At 57.5% G+C, this 20,116-nt stretch carries 16 protein-coding genes; 9 read left to right on the forward strand and 7 right to left on the reverse strand.

The genetic code is table 11. The features are described 5' to 3' along the window. Positions 1 to 30 precede the first annotated feature (30 nt). The gene (gene arsB, locus CK911_RS04725; protein WP_172953958.1) at positions 31 to 1,101 is read left to right on the forward strand and encodes an ACR3 family arsenite efflux transporter; all 1,071 of its coding nucleotides are present in this window, start codon (positions 31 to 33) and stop codon (positions 1,099 to 1,101) included. 2 nt (positions 1,102 to 1,103) lie between these two features. Beyond that, on the forward strand, positions 1,104 to 1,535 hold the full coding sequence (gene arsC, locus CK911_RS04730; RefSeq protein ID WP_098969168.1) for a glutaredoxin-dependent arsenate reductase: 432 nt from the start codon (positions 1,104 to 1,106) through the stop codon (positions 1,533 to 1,535). Positions 1,536 to 1,646: 111 nt separating this feature from the next. Here arsC and CK911_RS04735 read toward each other — a convergent pair whose 3' ends face one another. Next, positions 1,647 to 3,029 (reverse strand): amino acid permease, encoded by a 1,383-nt coding sequence (locus CK911_RS04735; RefSeq protein WP_042022277.1) that lies wholly within the window; start codon positions 3,027 to 3,029, stop codon positions 1,647 to 1,649. A 347-nt stretch (positions 3,030 to 3,376) separates the two neighbouring features. Here CK911_RS04735 and CK911_RS04740 point away from each other — a divergent pair, with 347 nt between their 5' ends. Beyond that, positions 3,377 to 3,712, forward strand: a complete 336-nt coding sequence (locus CK911_RS04740; RefSeq protein ID WP_098972461.1) for a hypothetical protein — start codon at positions 3,377 to 3,379, stop codon at positions 3,710 to 3,712. A 227-nt stretch (positions 3,713 to 3,939) separates the two neighbouring features. Here CK911_RS04740 and CK911_RS04745 read toward each other — a convergent pair whose 3' ends face one another. Continuing rightward, a complete protein-coding gene (locus tag CK911_RS04745; protein WP_068979127.1) occupies positions 3,940 to 4,752 on the reverse strand; it encodes a pyruvate, water dikinase regulatory protein in 813 nt (270 codons plus the stop codon). A 348-nt stretch (positions 4,753 to 5,100) separates the two neighbouring features. On the opposite strand from CK911_RS04745, the gene ppsA reads away from it, so the two are divergent. After that, the gene (gene ppsA, locus CK911_RS04750) at positions 5,101 to 7,473 is read left to right on the forward strand and encodes a phosphoenolpyruvate synthase (RefSeq protein ID WP_098969169.1); all 2,373 of its coding nucleotides are present in this window, start codon (positions 5,101 to 5,103) and stop codon (positions 7,471 to 7,473) included. Positions 7,474 to 7,530: 57 nt separating this feature from the next. Here the strand turns inward: ppsA and CK911_RS04755 are convergent, their stop codons facing one another. The 3 genes from CK911_RS04755 to CK911_RS04765 all read right to left on the reverse strand — a co-directional run bounded on the left by CK911_RS04755 (position 7,531) and on the right by CK911_RS04765 (position 10,967). Continuing rightward, on the reverse strand, positions 7,531 to 8,493 hold the full coding sequence (locus CK911_RS04755; RefSeq protein ID WP_098969170.1) for an IS1595 family transposase: 963 nt from the start codon (positions 8,491 to 8,493) through the stop codon (positions 7,531 to 7,533). An 89-nt stretch (positions 8,494 to 8,582) separates the two neighbouring features. After that, entirely contained in the window at positions 8,583 to 9,074 is a 492-nt protein-coding gene (locus CK911_RS04760; protein WP_098969171.1) for a hypothetical protein, read from the reverse strand. Positions 9,075 to 9,092: 18 nt separating this feature from the next. Continuing rightward, positions 9,093 to 10,967 (reverse strand): S8 family serine peptidase, encoded by a 1,875-nt coding sequence (locus CK911_RS04765; protein ID WP_098969172.1) that lies wholly within the window; start codon positions 10,965 to 10,967, stop codon positions 9,093 to 9,095. Between the two features lie 606 nt (positions 10,968 to 11,573). Here CK911_RS04765 and CK911_RS04770 point away from each other — a divergent pair. Beyond that, on the forward strand, positions 11,574 to 12,359 hold the full coding sequence (locus CK911_RS04770) for a MetQ/NlpA family ABC transporter substrate-binding protein (protein ID WP_042022519.1): 786 nt from the start codon (positions 11,574 to 11,576) through the stop codon (positions 12,357 to 12,359). An 83-nt stretch (positions 12,360 to 12,442) separates the two neighbouring features. On the opposite strand, the gene CK911_RS04775 is transcribed toward CK911_RS04770, so the two are convergent. Both CK911_RS04775 and CK911_RS04780 read right to left on the reverse strand, forming a co-directional pair. After that, entirely contained in the window at positions 12,443 to 14,293 is a 1,851-nt protein-coding gene (locus CK911_RS04775; protein WP_098969173.1) for a DUF3413 domain-containing protein, read from the reverse strand. A 47-nt stretch (positions 14,294 to 14,340) separates the two neighbouring features. Continuing rightward, positions 14,341 to 14,568, reverse strand: a complete 228-nt coding sequence (locus CK911_RS04780) for a DUF1414 domain-containing protein (protein ID WP_042022283.1) — start codon at positions 14,566 to 14,568, stop codon at positions 14,341 to 14,343. 73 nt (positions 14,569 to 14,641) lie between these two features. Here CK911_RS04780 and yejK point away from each other — a divergent pair, with 73 nt between their 5' ends. The 4 genes from yejK (at position 14,642) to malG (ending at position 19,911) form a co-directional block, all read left to right on the forward strand. After that, on the forward strand, positions 14,642 to 15,691 hold the full coding sequence (yejK, locus tag CK911_RS04785; RefSeq protein WP_172953959.1) for a nucleoid-associated protein YejK: 1,050 nt from the start codon (positions 14,642 to 14,644) through the stop codon (positions 15,689 to 15,691). A 407-nt stretch (positions 15,692 to 16,098) separates the two neighbouring features. Beyond that, positions 16,099 to 17,280 (forward strand): maltose/maltodextrin ABC transporter substrate-binding protein MalE, encoded by a 1,182-nt coding sequence (malE, locus tag CK911_RS04790; RefSeq protein ID WP_042022285.1) that lies wholly within the window; start codon positions 16,099 to 16,101, stop codon positions 17,278 to 17,280. 75 nt (positions 17,281 to 17,355) lie between these two features. Then, on the forward strand, positions 17,356 to 19,008 hold the full coding sequence (malF, locus tag CK911_RS04795) for a maltose ABC transporter permease MalF (RefSeq protein ID WP_042022287.1): 1,653 nt from the start codon (positions 17,356 to 17,358) through the stop codon (positions 19,006 to 19,008). 12 nt (positions 19,009 to 19,020) lie between these two features. Further along, positions 19,021 to 19,911, forward strand: a complete 891-nt coding sequence (gene malG, locus CK911_RS04800) for a maltose ABC transporter permease MalG (protein WP_042022290.1) — start codon at positions 19,021 to 19,023, stop codon at positions 19,909 to 19,911. The last annotated feature ends 205 nt before the right edge of the window (positions 19,912 to 20,116 follow it).

A 20,116-nucleotide genomic window follows, 5' to 3' on the forward strand; every position in this document is an offset into this window, starting at 1 on the left:
CATCTCACCCAATGCTTTTGGAGTCTTTTGATGAGTACCAATGATTGCTGCGATCTGCCCGTCAGCAAAAAAATGAGTTTTCTCGACCGTAATCTCACCCTCTGGATCTTTGTCGCCATGGCCATCGGGGTGGGGATTGGCTATCTGTTCCCTCAGGTAGCCCAGTGGAACGAGGCGATGTCGGTCGGCACCACCAATATCCCGCTGGCCATTGGTCTGATCCTGATGATGTATCCGCCGCTGGCCAAGGTGAATTACGCCACCATGGGCACCATGACCCGCGACCGGCAGGCGATAACCCTCTCCTTGGTGATGAACTGGCTGGTCGGCCCCATCCTGATGTTTGTGATTGCCCTGGTGTTTTTACATGACCACCCGGACTACATGGTGGGCCTGATCCTGATCGGTCTGGCGCGCTGCATCGCCATGGTGCTGGTGTGGAACGACCTTGGCGGTGGCAACAAGGAGTACGGTGCCGGTCTGGTGGCGCTCAATAGCGGATTTCAGATCCTCACCTACAGCTTTATGGCCTGGTTGTTTATTACCGTCCTGCCGCCGCTGTTTGGTTTGCAGGGGTTTGCAGTGGATATCACCATGCTGGATATCGCCCAAAGCGTGCTGATCTATCTGGGCATTCCCTTCCTCGCTGGTTTCCTGAGCCGTCACTATCTGGTCAAGGCCAAGGGGGAGCAGTGGTACACCGAGCGCTTTATTCCGGCGATTTCCCCCATCACCCTGATCGCCCTGCTGGCCACTATCGTGCTGATGTTCAGCCTCAAGGGGGAGATGATCGTCGAATTGCCGATGGATGTGGTGCGGGTCGCCATTCCGCTGGTGGTCTATTTTGTGCTGATGTTTTTCACCAGCTTTCTGGTCGGCAAGAAGCTCGGGATCCCCTATGACAAGAATGCGTCAATCGCGTTTACTTCCACCGGTAATAACTTCGAGCTGGCCATTGCGGTCTCTATCGCGGTATTTGGTCTGAACTCGGATCAAGCATTCGCCGGGGTGATAGGCCCGCTGGTGGAGGTGCCGGTGCTGATCGCTCTGGTCAATGTGGCCCTTAGAATGAAACGCAACTATCTCAACGCAGAGGCTTAATCATGAATAACACTCCAATCACCATTTATCACAATCCGGCCTGCGGCACCTCGCGCAATACCCTGGAGCTCATCCGTAACGCCGGCGTTGAGCCGACCGTTATCCACTATCTGGAAACCCCGCCGAGCCGCGCGACACTGGTCGCGCTGATTGCGGCCATGGGAATGCCGGTGCGCGACCTGCTGCGCAAGAACGTGCCGCCTTTTGAGGAACTTGGACTGGCTGAGGAGCGCTTCAGCGACGACGAACTTGTCGATGCCATGCTGGCGCACCCTATTTTGATCAACCGTCCCATAGTGGTGACGCCCCTTGGCACCAAGCTGTGTCGTCCATCCGAAGTGGTGCTGGATATTCTGCCGAGCCCTCAGCAAGGTGCCTTCAGCAAAGAAGATGGGGAGCCGGTGGTGGATGCACAAGGAAAACGGATCAAGTGATCTGCACTACCGTGTGGTTTATGAGTGATGGCAAGAGCAGCTGAAGTAGCCAGATAAAAAAACGCCGATCATCCGATCGGCGTTTTGCATTGATGTCGTCAGCTGCGGGCATTAACCCAGATTGGCTGCGACCTTGCTTTGGGCTTGTCCTTTGCGCTTGATGACAAAGCCAATACCCAGTACCACCAGCCAGGCGGGGATCAGCTCGACCGAGATCCGAAAATCGGGGGTCATGTACATGATCACCAGAATACCGGCCATGAACGCGAGGCAGAGATAGTTGCCGAAGGGGTACCAGAACGCCTTGAACTTGGGCTGGACACCTTCTGCGACCTTGGCCTTGCGGAACTTGAGGTGCGCCAGGCTGATCATCGCCCAGTTGATCACCAGTGCGGAGACCACCAGCGCCATCAGCAGGCCAAACGCCTTGCCCGGCATCAGGTAGTTGATCAGCACGCAGAGCAGGGTAGCGATTGCCGAGACCGAGAGGGCCACCAGCGGTACGCCGCTCTTGTTGGTCTTGAGCAGGGCTTTCGGGCCGTTGCCCTGCTTGGCCAGACCGAACAGCATCCGGCTGTTGCAGTAGACGCAGCTGTTGTAGACCGACAGTGCCGCCGTCAGCACCACGATATTGAGCACGGTGGCGACCAGATTGCTGTCCAGTGCGTGGAAGATCATCACGAACGGGCTGCCGCCTTCCACCACTTTACCCCAGGGGTAGAGGGACATCAGGATAGCCAGGGCGCCGATGTAGAAGATCAGGATGCGGTAGATCACCTGATTGGTGGCCTTGGGAATGCTCTTCTCGGGGTTGTCCGCTTCCGCAGCGGTAATGCCCACCAGCTCCAGACCGCCAAAGGAGAACATGATCACCGCCATCGCCATCACCAGACCGCTAATGCCGTTGGGGAAGAAGCCGCCTTGTGCCCACAGGTTGGTGACGCTCGCCTCGGGGCCGCCGGTGCCAGAGATGAGCAGATAGCCACCGAAGCCAATCATGCCGATGATGGCAACCACCTTGATGATGGCGAACCAGAACTCCATCTCGCCAAACGCTTTGACGTTGGAGAGGTTTATGGCGTTGATCAGCACGAAGAAGACCGCTGCCGACATCCAGGTCGGGATTTCGGGCCACCAGTACTGGACATAGATGCCCACCGCGGTCAGCTCGGCCATGCTCACCAGCACGTAGAGCACCCAGTAGTTCCAGCCGGACGCAAAACCGGCAAACTCGCCCCAGTATTTGTAGGCAAAGTGGCTGAATGAACCGGCTACCGGCTCTTCCACCACCATTTCACCGAGCTGGCGCATGATCAGGAAGGCGATAAAGCCGCCGATGGCGTAGCCCAGCAGGACCGAGGGGCCTGCCATCTTGATGGTTTGGGCAATGCCCAGAAAGAGGCCGGTGCCGATGGCGCCGCCCAAAGCAATCAACTGAATGTGGCGGTTTTTAAGGCCGCGCTTCAGCTCCTCACCGTCTTGTTTCAAATCCATGGGTCTGTCCTTACGTCTCTGTTGTCTCTTGTCGGTGTTGGGCTCATCCTGAGCAGGCCGCAGTGCGTAGCCAAAACCTGACGAAAGCTGTATTTATTTCGTTACGTCGCGCCATTTTCAATTTTTGTCATTGGCTGGCAACCGAAGCAGAATAGTGATAATCCGCCATGAATGCACCTATTTTCCATGCTAGATGGCCGTGTTTTGTACCAAAGGCAGCGTTTTTATGATCTTGAGAGGCTGGATGGTGGTGCTTGGTTGATATTTGCGCAATCGAATTCTGTTTTGTTGACATTTGGCTCTGTCGGTGGGCTTTTGTGGTGCTGAGTCATAGATGGATGCAAATGATGCCAAACAAGCGAGAGTGCAGGGAAGAGTGCGGGGAGTTGGAGCACAGGGAGAGTGAAAGCGTGCTGCAACAAGGGGTGGCCCGGGGGCTGCTGGTGGCGCTCTGGCTGGCAATTGCCGCCAGTCCGCTGCTGTTGCTGGTGGTCGCGACCATGCTGCTGGGCTGGCTGTTGCTCGGTGATCAGGGATTGCTGCACTACTGGCAGCCGCTGCTGCTGGTTGGCGGGGTAACGGGTGCTGTTGCTGGCGGCTGGCTGGCAGAGCGGGTTCGTCTGCGCCACGGCTTGCTGGCCTTCTATGCCCGGTTGATGAACAACCCTGAGCTCAATCGTTAGTTAACTCTGGCTGTGCGCAGAGCAGAGCAGAGCTGCGACTGACGGGCTTCAGGTGACAAGCGCAACGACAAGGTTGGCAAGAGAAGGGATAAGCATTTATGGTGCTTATCCCTTTTTCATCCACGCTTTTCACTGTCATCTACTCAAACCACAGCTCACAGCGCCTGACTTTTACAGTGTACGTGTGATTTTTATCTTTTGTTGATGCCAGTAGCTGTCAAGCTGACTTAACAGAGCTGGCGGCGCAGACCGGTCGCCTCGAGGACCTTGGCGCTGATCTCCTCCACCGAGTGGGAGCTGGTATCGAGAAAGCGGATCGCCTCCTGGCGAAACAGTCGTTCCACGCAGGCCAGCTCCTGCTCGCACTGTTCGATGGAGGAGTAGCGGCTGTTGGCACGGCGCTGGTTGCGGATCTCGTGCAGCCGCTGCGGCGCTATGGTTAGGCCAAACAGCTTGTGACGGTTGGCCTTGAGGGGCGCGGGCAGCTCCAGCATGCCCATGTCCTGCTCGATAAAGGGGTAGTTGGCGGCGCGAATGCCGAACTGCAGCGCCAGATAGAGGCTGGTAGGGGTCTTGCCGCAGCGGGAGACCCCGATCAGGATGATGTCCGCCTCATCGTACTCCCTGGTGGTGATGCCATCGTCGTTGGCCAGTGCGAAGTTGACTGCCTCGATGCGATCGTCATAGAGCTTGCGGTTCTCCATGCCATGGGTGCGGTGGAGGCGGGGCTCGGCTTTCACTCCCAGCTCCTGCTCCAGCGGGCTGACGAAGGTGTTGAGAAAGTCATGGCCGCACGCTTCCGATTTGAGCACCTCTTCCCGTACCAGCGGGTCGACGATGGTGTGAAACAGGATGGGGCGCACCCCGGTCTGGCGGAACTGTTCATCGATCCGCATCCGCACCTGACGGGCTTTTTCCTGGGTCTCCACAAAGGGGATAGTGATCTGCTCGAAGGCCAGCGGAAACTGACTCAGTACCGCGTGGCCGAACACTTCTGCAGTGATAGCGGTGCCGTCTGAAACATAAAATACGGTGTGCACGTGGGGCTCCTGTGATACCGGCGGGTGGGGCCGCATGGGGTAAAGGGTGAGAAGTATCTCTCGAAACCATACCAGTTTTGTCAACCGGTCTGCTGTGCCCAAGTTGTGACGTGGCTTGCAAACCTGAGTCGTTATCTTTTTGTGTCGCCATTGTAGAATGTTCCGGTCGTTCGACCATCCCCAACCCTTGTTCGGGGATTTTTTTGAAAACCAGTAGAAAACGTTTTCATGGTCGTTGGCAACAAAAGAAACAGACAATAACGCACCTGACTTACCCATAACCTCATCGATTAAATCGGGCGCACGCGGTGCCATGGCATCGGTGCCCACCAATCTGGAGACATCCAAGTGCAACAGTACGTGCTCTGGTACGAACAGCTCGGAATGCAGGACGTAGAACGAGTTGGCGGCAAGAACGCATCCCTTGGCGAGATGATCAGCAACCTCTCTGGCGCCGGTGTATCCGTGCCGGGGGGCTTTGCCACCACCGCCTTTGCGTTTAACGAGTTTCTGGAGTCCAGCGGCCTCAACGGCAAGATCCACCATCTGCTCGACAATCTGGACGTGGACGATATCGCCGCCCTCAACCGGGCCGGTCAGCAGATCCGCGACTGGGTGATCGAAGCCCCGTTCCAGCCCGAGCTGGAGCAGGCGATCCGGGTTGCCTATGAGAAGTTGAGTGCCGGTGTCGAGGCCTCGTTTGCGGTGCGCTCCTCCGCCACCGCCGAGGATATGCCGGACGCCTCCTTTGCCGGCCAGCAGGAGACCTTCCTCAATGTACGTGGCATCGATGCCGTCATGACGGCGGTCAAGCATGTGTTTGCGTCACTGTTCAACGATCGCGCCATCTCCTATCGGGTGCATCAGGGCTATGACCACAAGGGCGTAGCCCTCTCGGCCGGGGTGCAGCGGATGGTGCGTTCGGATCTCGCCGCCTCCGGCGTGATGTTTACCCTGGATACCGAGTCCGGCTTCAACGACGTGGTCTTTATCACCGGCAGTCAGGGGCTGGGGGAGATGGTGGTGCAGGGGGCTGTCAACCCGGACGAGTTCTACGTGCACAAGCCGACCCTCAGGGGAGGTCGCCCGGCGGTGGTGCGCAAGACCCTCGGCTCCAAGCTTATCAAGATGACCTATTCGGACGATGCCGGTCACGGCCGTCAGGTGAAGATTGTCGACACCGATGAGGCCGAGCGCAGCCGCTTCTGCATCACCGATGAGGAGGTGATGGCGCTGGCGAAACAGGCCCTCATCATCGAGCAGCACTATGGCCGCCCGATGGATATCGAGTGGGCCAAGGATGGGCAGGATGGCCAGCTCTATATCGTGCAGGCGCGCCCGGAAACCGTGCGCAGTCGGCAGGAGGCCAATACCCTCGAGCGTTTTGCCCTCAAGCAAGCGGGCAAGGTGCTGATCGAAGGGCGCGCCATCGGCCACAAGATTGGCGCAGGCCCGGCGCGGGTCATCTCCTCCATCAGCCAGATGGACGAGGTACAGCCCGGCGACGTGCTGGTGACCGACATGACCGACCCGGACTGGGAGCCCATCATGAAGCGGGCCTCCGCCATCGTCACCAACCGGGGCGGTCGTACCTGTCACGCCGCCATTATCGCCCGCGAGCTGGGTATTCCGGCGGTGGTCGGCTGTGGCAACGCCACCGACCATATTCAGCCGGGTCAGCGGATCACCGTCTCCTGCGCGGAAGGGGATACCGGTTTTATCTATGACGGCGAGCTGGACTTTGACGTGGCGGTGACCGAGGTGGGCAACATGCCACGGTTGCCCATCAAGATCATGATGAACGTCGGCAACCCGGATCGGGCCTTCGACTTTGCCCAGCTGCCGAACGCCGGTGTCGGGCTGGCGCGCCTCGAGTTCATCATCAACCGGATGATCGGCGTGCACCCCAAGGCGCTGCTGGAGTTTGACCAGCAAACCCCAGAGCTGCGGGCCACCATCGCTAAGATGATCGCCGGTTACGACAGCCCGCGGGAATATTATGTTGCCAAGCTGACCGAGGGGATCGCCACCCTGGGGGCGGCGTTCTGGCCGGAGCGGGTGATCGTGCGGATGTCGGACTTCAAGTCCAACGAGTACGCCAATCTGGTGGGGGGTCGTGGCTACGAGCCCCACGAGGAGAACCCGATGATCGGTTTTCGTGGCGCATCCCGCTACATCGCCGACAGCTTCCGCCCCTGCTTTGCCCTCGAGTGCGAGGCGATCAAGCGGGTGCGTGATGTGATGGGGCTGACCAACGTCGAGGTGATGATCCCCTTCGTGCGCACTGTGGGCGAGGCGGAGCAGGTGATCGACATCCTGGCCGAGAACGGTCTGCGCCGTGGCGAGCGGGGGCTCAAGGTGATCATGATGTGCGAGATCCCGAGCAATGCCCTCTTGGCAGACAAGTTCCTCGAGCACGTGGACGGCTTCTCCATCGGCTCCAATGACATGACCCAGCTCGCGCTCGGACTGGATCGGGATTCCGGGCTGATTGCCCACCTGTTCGACGAGCGCGACGAGGCGGTCAAGGCGCTGCTGTCGATGGCGATCCAGGCTGCGCGCAAGGCGGGCAAGTACGTGGGGATCTGCGGTCAGGGGCCATCCGATCACCCGGACTTCGCCGCCTGGCTGGTGGAGCAGGGGATCGATTCACTATCCCTCAACCCGGATACAGTGGTCGATACCTGGCTCTATCTGGCGGAGCAGCATGGCCGCAAGTAAGCCACTGCCACAATGAGCAGCACAGAAAGGGGGCCATGATGGCCCCCTTTGTTATGGCTATGTCCCAATTACGTATTGCATGGGTTGCCCCAGCGCCTCATGCAAACACGCTTTGATATTCACACCCTTCCCATAACGCTCCAGCATCCTGCGCCAACCCAGATAATTCCTCAGGTAGTGCGTCGCCACGCCATGGAAGCGCTCCATCCACTCTTTCAACCGACGGTGATAGCCGTTCACATGCTGAATGTGATACGCGCCGGCCACTCGCTCACCCTGACGATTGCGCACTACTTGATGAGTCACTCCCTGCTCTTTGCTGAAACTGGCATATACGCCCGCACCATCGCTACACAGCACTGCATCCGGTGACACCAGCGGCTTCAACACCGCGATAACTGTTTCGGCATTCATCTTTTCCAACTGAAAATCTGCATGATGGCCAGCACGGTCCTGCACCACCATCACCGGGATGTAATCCGGCCCGGTTCCCCGGGTTCGCCCTTTACCTCCACGATGTCGTGCCGGACGCGGCAGTCCCCGTTGCCCCTTGAACGATTCGAGGAAGAAGGTCTCATCGACCTCAACGATACCCTCTTCTCGTGTGGCTTGATGGGCGGCCATCGCACGCAAGAAGCGGTGACGCCAAAGGAACGCGGTGTTCTTGCTGACTCCACAACGCAGCGCTGCCCGGCGGACAGTGAGTCCTTCAATGAGGGCTTGCGCATAGTCTTCCCAGCACTGCGCTTTACGTAATCTGGCCAAGGGGGTCTTGGTCAGCACAGAGCTGGTACGCAGACACAGTTTGCAACGGTAGCGACGCAGTCCGCGACTCCATCCCCAGGGAGCCAGCTGATTGGCATCGGCCTGACAATGTGGGCAACCGCGGCATGCAGGTAGCTGGGTATTGAGTGAGGTAATGGTGTGGGGCGCCATGAGCTCCTGCCGGGCAACACGGCGTTGGCGCAGGGTAAGCTGTGGAAAGAGAGACAACAGGTGTTGAAAGGCTGGGGTATCCATGATGGTAGACCTCAAGGTGATGGCCTACTTCAAGCTTAGCCTTTCAACACATAATTGGGACAGAGCCTTTGTTATCTGTGTGGTGCGGTCTATTTCGGCTGCTGTTCGGCCCCCGACAGCTCGATCTGTACCTTCATCCCTTCGCTCTTGAGTTGGGTGGCGATGGCGTTGAGATCGGTGCCCGGTTTGGCCTCCAACAGGGCGATACCGCCACTGCTCTGTTTGAAGCTCAGGCCGTGGCGGCTTGCCAGTGCGGTGGCGCTGGCATCGTCAGCTTCCACCAGCAGGGTGCCGCTGGCATCGTCAGCTTCCACCAGCAGGGTGCCGCTGACGGTGAGCTCCGGGCTGGCGGCCCCTTGCATCAACACGTCGCCGCGGCGCAGGGTCTGCTGCGGGACCTTGCTGTCAAGACTGCGGGCGACCCGCTTCTTGCTGCCGTTGTCGGGAATAAGGTAGGTCTGGCCGTTCACCTCTATGGTGCTGTACTGCTTGCCATCCATGGTGACGGACTCCTCGGCGCAGAGCTGCCCCGAGAGGGGGGCCAGCAGGGTTGCCAGCAGCAAGGTAACAGGTTTGTTCATGGTAATACTCCTAGCGTGTTAGCTGCGGTTGGCATCGTGACCCAGGATCCGCAGGGACCATGAGATCAGCTTGCCCGGTTGGCGATTGTTGCGCTCGATCAGGGTGGTGCGCTCCCTGGTCTCGCGATTGAGCAGAGAGACCTGGCGGGTACCGTTGGCGACGTCGGTCACCTCCAGTCGCCACTCGCCCTCGGCCGCTTCACCGTAGAACTTGTGGGAGAGCATGCGCATGTCCCGTAGCCCTTTGGTGCGCACATATCCCAGTTTTTGCTGATCAAGGGATTGGCCGATCAGGCTGTTGAAGGGGGTCAGCAGTATGCTGCGGGTGCCAGCGGGGGAGACCAGTTCGATCAGCAGGTCGGGCAGGCGCTGATGATCCAGACTCACCATCACCTGAACCGCTTCCACCGTCAATGGTGTCGCGATGCGGGTGGTGGAACTGGTCGGGCTGTTGCCTGCATCCGCAATGGATGCGGCGCTGCCGGTGACGCTGCTCTTCTGCCAGGGCAGTTGCACCAGGGGCGGTAGCGGCTGGTGGCTGGCTGCCAGCGCAAGGGCCTTGTTGACGTCGATCAGGCCAAAGCCGTAAGTGGGGCTGAACCACATGCCAGCGGCATTGCGCTCCCACCCTTCCAGTCCTTTCACGTCGCGTACCTTGCCGGTGCTGCTGGTGTAGCTGACCATCACGGGTTGATGCTTGGCATCGACCCGGGTAGCGCTGCGGGCCAGCAGATCCCGCAGATCCCGCACCGACAGATCCGGGTAGGCAGACATCAGCAGCGCCATGGCGCCGGAGGTGCTGGGGGTGGCGGAAGAGGTGCCGTTCATCACGCCGTTGTAGTCGCAGCTGGCATCCAGTTGCGGATTGCCGTGCAGCCGGTTGGTGCTGGGATCATTGGTGCGGTTGTAGCCCATGTCGCAGCCGGGCAGATCCGTGGTCACCATCGCCGGAGAGTCGGTACCATATTCGCCGCCGGTTGCGCTCAGGAAGACGTTACTGCCGATGCTGGAGTAAGACGATCTGACCCCATCGGCGTTGAGGGCGCTCACTACCAGGTTCCAGAAGTTGCTGTTGGAGGGGTCGAGGTTGCTGTTTTCAAACGGCAATTTGGGGCCGTTGCCGGTGCGGTTGAGGATATAGCCGCCAGCCGCTATCTTGCTGAAGCCATTGCCGGCGGCCTTGATATAGGCTGCGCCCTGTTCTTTGAGGGTCTGCTGTTCGAACAGGCGGTCAAGCTGGGATTGATCCAGATCGTTGGCGGGGCGGGGATCCACCACACTCATGCCGTAGCTCTGGTTGAACACCCGGTTGTCGCGGCTGGCATCGCTGTCGCCAAGGGCGTAGAGCCAATCTTTCTGCAGTTGCTGGCTGTTGTCATCCAGCAGGTTGAACCCCTGCAGCTGGGCTCGCGGGGCGATCCCCTTGGTGCCGATGACGTTGTCCACCGCCGCAATAATGCCGGAGACCGAGGTGCCATGCGCCGTATCCGGATCGGTCGGGGTCGGGTCATCGCTGCCGGTCACCACGTTTTTTGAACCCGGACGCACGTTGTCCGCCAGATCCGGGTGGGCGATGGCCAAGCCATCATCGACGACCGCGACGTTGACTCCCTGTCCCAATATCCCGCTGCGATGAGCCCACCAGAGGTTGAGATCATTGCCCGCTACCCCGCCACGGGCACTGAACCCATCCTGCCCGCTGTTGAGCAGATACCATTGCTGATCCTGCAGGGGATTGGCACCTGGCAGACAGCGTTCGGTGCTGCTGCGTCCGATATCCACGCCACTCTCCTTGCCGGTGAGCGGCGCACAACCTTCATTTGCCTGAACGAGCGCACTGGGTAGGGTCGACAGCAGTGCTGTGATCGCCAGTGCTAACGATGTTTGCTTCATTATTTTTTAAACTCCATCTTGGATCGCACCATCCTGGGTGCGATGGAAATCTATACACGGGCGATTGAGATTCAAAAAGAGCCTTTTTCAAAAACATCTACGAGCTTCAAAGAAATCCGATTCTGTTTGTGGTAGGTATTCCAATGGCGCTGTTTATGTGTTTTATTGAGAATGGATCTCATTTTTTGTTACTGATCTTTTTGTCTGTAATTCCCCCTCTCGTTACTCTCCTTCGCAGCATCCATCTCGATACGGGGCAATCCGAGGGCGCGTCGTGTGCTCTTTAAAGTGAACGGCATGGTTGTATGTGTAGGCGCGAGTGGAGGTATGCGTGCGGGAGTCAGTGCAAGGGCGATGAGGTGGGGTTTGTGCCACCACTTTATTGCTTGGCGGTGGTGGATGGCTCTGTTATGGTAATTGAATTAGCCGTTTGGATGGCTAGATTTCTGCGGTGTGAGATGCGTTGCCTCTGGGGGCACCCCGCCGCAGGCCCATATCTTGATGCGTACCTGACAGGGAGTCCCTATGCCGTTTCGTTCCTTCTTACCTTCTTCTTTCACTGCTTCCTTGCGTGCCACTGCTGGCGCCAGCACCTTTATTGCTGCGATGGCGGTAGGGAGCCTCTCTTTTTCCGCAATTGCCGCCGATGCCCCCTTGCCGACCAAACAGGAGATCGTGATTGGCACCACGGTGGGAGATTTTGCCGACATGGTGACCGACTCCATCAAGCCGCAGCTGGAGGCCAAGGGGTACAAGGTCAAGCTGGTGGAGTTCACCGACTATGTGACTCCGAATATTGCCCTGGCCGATGGATCACTGGATGTGAACTGTTTCCAGCACAAACCCTATCTTGAGAGTTTTGCCAAAGACCGCGGCTTGTCACTGGCACCCATTACCCAGGTGCCAACCGGTCCGATGGGGCTCTATTCCGGTAAGCTGGCTGCACTCGACAAGGTAAAAGAGGGGAGTACGGTGGCCATCCCCAACGATCCCAGCAATCAGGCGCGGGCGCTGCTGATACTGCAGGATCTCGGTTGGCTCACCCTCAAGGAGGGGATCAACCCGCTCAAGGCGAGCGAGTTTGATGTGGTGAACAACCCGCACAATCTCAAGCTGGTGCTGCTGGAGGCCGCGCAACTGCCCCGTTCGCGGGAGGATGTGGATTTCTCGGTGATCAACGGTAATTTCGCCGCCTCCAGTGGCATCCCGTTTAGCGAAGGGTTGTTTCTGGAGCGCAGCTACGACTTCATCAACTGGGTGGTGGTGAAAAGCGCGGATGCGGATCAGCAGTTTGCCAAAGATGTGGCGGCAGCCTACAACTCCCCAGCGTTCAAAGCCTATGCGGCAACCCGTTTCGCCGGGTACAAGTACCCCCAAGGGTGGGGGAGTTAACTCACCTCCCGCAGCAGATGGTTGATTCATATAACGTAAAACGCCCCCGAATTCGGGGGCGTTTTTATGGGGCGTTGCTCTGATCAGGGGTGGCGATAGAAGCGATTGAGCTCGTTCATTACCTGGATCATGGCGCCCATATCGGGGGTGCCGTGCTTGATCGGGCGGTAACTGTTGCGCTCCAGCAGCTCGAAGTCACCCTGCTTGTTGAAGTGGGTAATGGTGTCGCCCTGATAGATGGCAAAGTCGTTCTGATCCCCCGCCAGCAGCCAGGGGCGTGGCGCGGTATCAAACAGATTGCGACCAATGCTGTAATCCCGAGCCTGATTGCGCACCCCCAGCATCCCCTGCATCAGGGTCGGGGCCAGATCAAGATGGCTACTGGGCTGATCCAGGCTCTGACTGTCACGGCCTGGCCAGGCCAGCACCAGTGGCACCTGCACCTGATAGGGTGAGTAGTTGCTGCCGGCGCCCCAGCTGTTGCTGCGGGTGTCGTTGAACTCCTGACCGTGGTTGGCGGTGATCACGACGATGGTGTTGCTATCCATCCCTTGCGACTGCAATTTGGTCAGCATCTGCTCAAGCAACTGGTCGGTATAGAAGACCGAGTTTTTGTAGCGGTTCTCCAGTTTTTGCAGATTCTCCGCCCGATAGGCGGTCGCCGGATTGAAGTTGGCGAGCTCTGGCTGGAATGGCCCTTTCATCGAGGCAGGTAACTGATAATCACCCGGGCTAGAGAGATAGACCAGTGAGAACCAGGGGCGCTCCGCTGTGCGTTTTTCTAGCCACAACTGCCAGTCGCTCAGCAGTTGGCCATCGTCGATTTGCTCGGAGACAAATACCTGTTTGCGCAGGCCAGCCAGAATGCTCTTGCGATACTTCTGGGCATCTTCCATCGCGCCAAACAGCCCGAACTGGTAATCCTGGCGTAGCATCTCGTCGAACAGCACCGGCGGACGCTTGTCGCTGCTGATGTCCTTGTAATAGTGACCCGGCAACCCGTAGAACAGGCTGAACATCCCCATCAGGTCATCGTTGCCGCCACTCAAGTGATTGCGAAACGTGATGTGCTGATCGGCATAACGTTGCAAATTGGGCATGTTGATGTTGTTGAGCATGTCAAAGCGCAGGGAGTCGAGTACCACGATCAACAGATTATTGTGGCTGGCGGGCGCATTGACGTTTAGCGGGCGTAGCGGATAGATCATCCGGCTGTCGCTATTTTCGTGCAGGGATGCCGCTTGCTTTTGGTACTGATCCAGATCCAGCCAACCATGTTTGGCCAGGAAGGAGCGGGCCGTCATCGGGTAGGAGAGGGGGAAGTTGGCTCTCTGCATGGTGATGGGCTGATAGAGGGTGGCATCCGCCCAGCTGTTGACCACGTGGGTCAGCATAAAGCAGACCAGCAGGGCCAGCCCTACCTGATTACCGTACTGGCGGCGCTTGCGCTTGTTGATCTTGCGCCAGACATAGGCCGACAGCAGCAGTTGCAGCAGGAAAATGGTGGGCACGGCGACGAAGATGATGCTCCAGATTGAGCCCTCTTCGGTTTGTGCCTGATCCAGCAGCAACTGCCATACCTGACTGTTGAGGTGGAACTTGAACAGCCGGAATACCTGGGTGTCGATCAGCAGCAACACCAGCGCCAGCGTGGCGATGATGGCAGAGATGAACCGCAACGATTTCTCCTTGGGCAGCACGAAGCTGAGCGGAAAGATCGTCAACAGGTAGGTGACAAAACTCAGGAACGAGAAGTGGCCAATCCAGCTTACAACGAGATAGATCACGCCAAGCGTGGTCGATGGCCAGCTGATGGCACCCAGATAGCGGGTAGCGATGAGCATGGCCAGGATAATGTTGAAGAAGGAGAACCAATGCCCCCAGGTGATCAGGCGAGAGACATTATCACGATAGGGGTTACCGGTTTCGACCATAGTGATCCATCTGCGTTGAGAAACGTCAAATCAACAGAGTCGGGGACTCAGTGTGCGTCGTGGCGATTATCGACCGATGCGGTCAGGGCCTGGACAAATTTTTCAGTGATGGCGTGGCGCTGGGCCGGTGCCATACCGTTGATGATATTGGTGGTCAGGTTGCCAAGCACCATCAGGCTGAGATCCACCGGCGCTTTATGTTTTTCCAGCGCGGTGATCAGGTCGTTCATCAGGGCGTCAAACTGCTCGTTCTTGTACTTTGATACGATGGGCATAATCTTCAGTTCATCTCGGTTCAAAGCGCCTTATAATACTTCACCCTTTCGGCTAACACTATGGCTTTGTGACATGAGTCTCGATATCGACAAGATCATTCTTCACTCCTTGCGCCAGGGCGGCGATGGTCAACCCCACGCCGACACTCGCAGTCAGACCCTCCCTGCTGATGAGGCAGTACAGGGGCTGATGGCGGAACTGCATCGTATCTATAACGGCAAGGGGGGCAAGGGCTTTGGCTTCTTTGCTGACCCCGAAACGGCTGTCGCCGAGCTGGCTGACGGTGAAGAGGCTCCCAAGCAGCCTTCACCTGCATTTCGTATCGCCCTTGAGCAACTGCTGGCCGAACAGACGGAATTTGTCCCTTTTTCGATCACCGTGACCCAGATGCTGGTGAAGCAGCTGGTGGAACACGCCCTCGATGAGCAAGGGGTACTGCTGTTTGCCAAATATAACTACGTCGGGGTCGACTATCTGCTGATTGCCCTGCTGGAGGGCAAGGAGAGCGTCACCGTCAGCGAAGCGCTGGAGTTGCGCCATATCCAGTACCTGGATATCGGCAAACTCAATCTGGTGGCCCGCATTGATCTGACCGAATGGAAAACCCAGGCCGATTCACGCCGCTATATCACCTTCAGCAAGGGACGCATCGGTCGCAAACTGGGCGACTTCTTTATGGATCTGCTGGGTGCCCGCGAGGGCATGGATGCCAAGGTGCAAAATAAAGGCTTGCTGCAGGCGGTGGAAGATTACTGCGACAGTCAGCAGCTCGAGGCAACCGAGCGCAATGATTACAAAAAACAGGTCTTTAAATATTGCACCGAACAGGCCAGTGCCGGTGAAGAGATCGAAATCAAGGAGCTCTCTGCCGAATTGCCTGGCGACGGCGACCTCGATTTTTACAGCTTTATCGGTCAGGAGTATCAGCTGGAAGAGCGCTTTCCGGCGGACCGTTCTACCCTGCGCGGTCTGACCAAGTTTGTCGGCTCCGGCGGCGGCCTGACCCTGAGCTTTGAGCAGAAGCTGTTGAACAGTCGCATATTTTATGACCCCCAGACCGACACCCTGACCATCAAGGGAGTGCCGCCCAATCTCAAGGATCAGCTGCTGCGCCAGTCGTAGTGTGGCTTGTAGTGTGATCAAGTCGTGATTTCTTGCAAAAAGAGACTCCGCCCCGGCGGGGTCTCTTTTTTTATTGCACCGCGGCAGACCCCGAAACTGGCGCGGTACTTTGTTAACAAATCAAACAAAATAAATCACCTGAAAGGGTTTTCATTGAAGTGAAAACCCTTTCATTGCGGTAATAAGTTTTCATTTTGGTAATTATATTTCCTTGCTTGTACTGAAATAAGCCAATAATTGGGGCTAATTACCCATTTTAAGAAAATGTTTTCAGAACTTTCTGGAAGGAAATACGTAATTGCATTTCAAAAATGCGAGTTGCGTCATGTGAGCCGTTTGCCGCTTGGGATAATATCCATCTCGCACACAATGCTCTTACAGCGCGGAACTAATACAAGGAAAGGCTCATGAAAAAGAAATTGCTGTCATCCCTGATCGGTCTGGCCACTCTTGGCGTCGCTTGCTCTGCCACTGCCGCCATCGATGAAGGCCAGCTGACCATCTGGATCAACGGTGACAAGGGATACAACGGTCTGGCCGAAGTGGGCAAAAAATTTGAAGCAGAAACCGGCATCAAGGTAACTGTGGCTCACCCGGATCAGGTTGAAGTGAAATTCCAGCAAGCCGCCGCCACTGGCAACGGTCCGGACATCTTCTTCTGGGCTCACGACCGTTACGGTGAGTGGGTCAAAGCCGGTTTGCTGGTTCCGGTTAGTCCGAATGCCGAGACCAAAGGTAAATTTGAACAGCTGGCATGGGATGCCATGACTGTTGATGGCAAAACCTATGGCTACCCGGTTGCCATGGAAGCGGTCAGCCTGATTTATAACAAAGACCTGCTGCCTGAGCCGCCGAAAACCTTCGAAGAGATCGCCAAGATTGACGAGACTCTGAAGAAAAATGGCAAGCGCGCCATCATGTGGGCTTATGACACCCCGTACTTCAGCTATCCGCTGGTGGCTGCCAACGGTGGCTACGCCTTCAAGAAAACCGCGACCGGTTATGACGTCAAAGATACCGGCGTGAACAACGCGGGCGCCAAGATGGGCGTGGGCTATATCTCCGAGATGATCAAGTCAGGTCACCTGGAAAAAGGCATCGACTACGGTGTGATGGACGCCAAGTTCAACAAGGGCGAAGTGGCCATGATGATCAACGGTCCCTGGGCCTGGAGCAACCTGGACAAGAGCGGCATCAAGTACGGCGTAGCGCCGCTGCCGACCCTGAATGGCAAGCCGGCCAAAGCCTTCGTTGGCGTACTGGGTGCCACCATCAACGCCGCCAGCCCGAACAAGGATCTGGCCATCGAGTTCCTGGAAAACTACCTGCTGACTGATGCCGGTCTGGCACCGGTTAACGCCGACAAGCCGCTGGGCGCCGTTGCGCTGAAATCGTTCCAGAAAACCCTGGAATCCGATGCGAACATCAAGGCCACCATGCAAAACGCCCAGGCCGGTGAGCCGATGCCGTCCGTTCCCGAAATGAGCCGTTTCTGGTCTTCCTTCGAAACTGCCCTCAAGAACGTGACCTCCGGTCGTCAGGGTGTTGACGAAGCACTGGATACCGCTGCCAAGCGTATCGTTCAGTAAGCACGCACTACCCGGGAGGCCGCCATGGCCTCCCACTCTCTCAAATCTCTCTTGGCGTTATAAAGGTTAATTGGCATGGAAGTAGTACCTTCTGTTGAGTCCTATGCCGGTCCGAAGGATAAGCACACCTGGCTTAAGTGGACCATAGCGGCCCTGGTCGCCATCCTCAACGGCTACGCTGCCGTGATGATGTACGCCAGTGGCGAGTGGGTATTCGCGCTGCTGGATCTGGTGGTGGTATCCGTCGGTCTGTATGTCTTCATGAACAAGAAGACCTATGCCCATCGCTACATCTTTCCGGGTGTTGCGGGCATGGTTGTATTTATCATCTTTCCTCTCGCCTACACGATTGGTATCGCCTTCACCAACTATTCGGGGGCCAACTTGCTCTCCGTGGAGCAGGCGCGAGATTACCATCTGAAGAAAAGCTACAAGGTGGCGGGCGGTGAATTCGATTTTACCCTGCTGGGTGGCGACAATGGCCAGTTCCAGCTGCTGCTGACCCAGGATGATCACTCCTTTATCAGCCAACCTGTTTCCCTGATGACCAACAAGGCCCGTGAGCTGGCGTCCCGCGAGGGCCGGGTGCAGAACACCCAGCAAGTGGTCGAGCTGCAGCCCTTCACTGGCGAAACCGCCAGCAAGGCCGCGCCGATCCGCGCCATTGTTGAGCATCGTACTCACCTGAGTGACCTGGATCTGGTGCTACCGGATGGCGGAACTCATCTTACCCTGAGCAGTCTGCGCAAGTTTGCCGCCCAGAAGCAGCAGTACACCCGTTTGCTGGATGGCATCAAACTAGAGTCTGGCGTGGTGATCAAAGACAGCAACCTGCTGCGTGACACCCAGAACGGCGAGCTGATGCTGCCTAACGGTGAGACCGGCTTCTATCAATACATTGATCAGCAGGGTGAGTTTGTCGGCAAGGGCGTGGCGCCGGGCTTTGTGGTGAGCGTGGGCTGGAAGAACTTCGCGCGCATCGTGAATGATCCGGGCATCCAGTCGCCGTTCCTGCAGATCTTCATCTGGACCGTGATCTTCTCCAGCTGCTCCGTGGCGCTGACACTGGCTATCGGCATGGTGTTGGCCAGTCTGGTGCAGTGGGAATCCCTCAAGGGGCGCGGTTTCTATCGGGTCATGCTGATCCTGCCCTATGCGATTCCGGCGTTTATCTCCATCCTGGTGTTCAAGGGCTTGTTCAACCAGAACTTCGGTGAGATCAACATGTTCCTGGAGGCGGCGTTTGGCATCAAGCCGGACTGGTATACCAACCCCTTCCTGGCCAAGGTGATGATCCTGATCGTCAATACCTGGCTCGGCTATCCCTACATGTTGATCCTCTGCATGGGCTTGCTCAAAGCCATTCCGGAAGATCTCTATGAAGCGTCCGCCATGGACGGTGCCGGTCCCGTGCAGAACTTCTTCAAGATCACCGTGCCGCTGCTGATGAAGCCGCTGACACCGCTGTTGATTGCCTCGTTCGCCTTTAACTTCAACAACTTTGTGCTTATCCAGTTGTTGACCAACGGCGCACCGGACATCATAGGTGCCACCACCCCGGCCGGTACCACCGACTTGCTGGTGAGCTACACCTACCGGATTGCGTTCCAGGGATCGGGCGGTCAGGACTACGGTCTGGCCAGTGCCATCGCTACTGCCATCTTCCTCATCGTCGGTGCGCTGGCGCTGCTTAACCTGAAATTGTCCAAAGCCGACAAGCAACTGTAAGGAGGCGTCAATATGGCAATCGTACAACCCAAATCAGTCAAATACCGGGTGTGGGCAACCCACCTGGTCATGTGGGGCTTTCTGGCGCTGATCATCTTCCCGTTGATCATGGTTATCGCCATTTCACTGCGCAGCGGCAACTTCTCGGTCGGGGAGATCATTCCCACCAATCCGACCCTGGATCACTGGCGCCTTGCCTTGGGCATGACGGTCACCAACGCCGATGGCAGTCTGACGCCGCCGCCGTTCCCGGTGCTGACCTGGTTGTGGAACTCCATCAAGATCGCCGGCATCACAGCCCTGATGATCGTGGTGCTCTCCACCACCTGTGCCTACGCCTTTGCCCGCCTGCGTTTTCGTGGCAAGTCCACCATCTTGCAAGGCATGCTGATTTTCCAGATGTTCCCGGCGGTACTGGCGCTGGTGGCTATCTACGCGCTCTTTAACAAGATTGGTGACTACATCCCCTGGCTGGGTCTCAATACCCACGGTGGCTTGATCCTGGCGTACATGGGCGGTATTGCCCTGCACGTCTGGACCATCAAGGGCTACTTCGAGACCATCGACTCCTCTTTGGAGGAGGCTGCAGCCATCGACGGAGCCACCCCATGGCAGGCATTCCGGCTGATCCTGCTGCCCCTGTCGGTGCCCATTCTGGCGGTGGTGTTCATTCTGGCCTTTATCGGCACCATCACCGAGGTGCCCATGGCCTCCATCCTGCTGCAGGATGTGAACAATCTGACCCTGGCGGTCGGGGCTCAGCAGTACCTCTATCCGCAGAACTACCTGTGGGGTGATTTTGCTGCGGCAGCCGTGCTCTCCGGCTTCCCCATTACAGTGGTGTTCCTGATGGCGCAACGCTGGTTAGTTGGTGGTCTCACCGCTGGTGGGGTGAAAGGTTAGGTGGCGCCACACAGCCAGCACCAAGGTGTTCCTGATGGTCAATTACAGGGCTGGCTAGTCGGTGGTCTCACCGCTGGCGGTGTGAAAGGCTAAATGCGCGTGCCGTGAGCGATTGGCTCGCGGCACCCTGCGGAAAAGTTAAGGTTTATGGCCGGGGGAGCTGACTCCCCCCGCTATCACGATTTGCAAAGATTCAAGAGCGGAG

This window comes from Aeromonas sp. CU5, from assembly GCF_002586745.1.
GTDB lineage: Bacteria > Pseudomonadota > Gammaproteobacteria > Enterobacterales > Aeromonadaceae > Aeromonas > Aeromonas sobria.